This is a genomic window from Shewanella sp. SG44-6 (assembly GCF_014164185.1).
Classification (GTDB): Bacteria; Pseudomonadota; Gammaproteobacteria; order Enterobacterales; family Shewanellaceae; genus Shewanella; species Shewanella vesiculosa.
On sequence record NZ_JACJER010000350.1, the window covers coordinates 1 to 326 of the forward strand.

General features: G+C 38.0%; 1 protein-coding gene. It reads right to left on the reverse strand.

Translation table 11 applies throughout. From position 1 onward, the window contains the following. The coding region (locus H5185_RS22545; RefSeq protein WP_182743370.1) for a TetR/AcrR family transcriptional regulator at positions 1 to 210 on the reverse strand (210 nt) is incomplete at its 3' end. Positions 211 to 326: the final 116 nt, after the last annotated feature.

Here is a 326-nt window from a genome sequence, read left to right on the forward strand (position 1 = left end):
ATATAAATCGATAGCTTTTAAAAATAGCTGCTCTTTATTACCAAATGCGGCATACAAGCTAGGCTTCTTGATCCCCATCGCCTCGGTGAGCTCGTTTAAAGAAGTTCCTTCATATCCATGACGCCAGAAAATATTAAGCGCTTGCTCTAATGCCAAGTCGATATCGAACCCACGAGGGCGACCAACACAAGCTGCTTTGGTTATTGTCATAAATAGTACCTCTTATATTAACGGAGCTTTATTTATCAAAAACTTAACTAACTTTTATGACAAACAACCCGCATACTTTAGCATAATATTAAGCCACATCAGGGTTAATATTATGC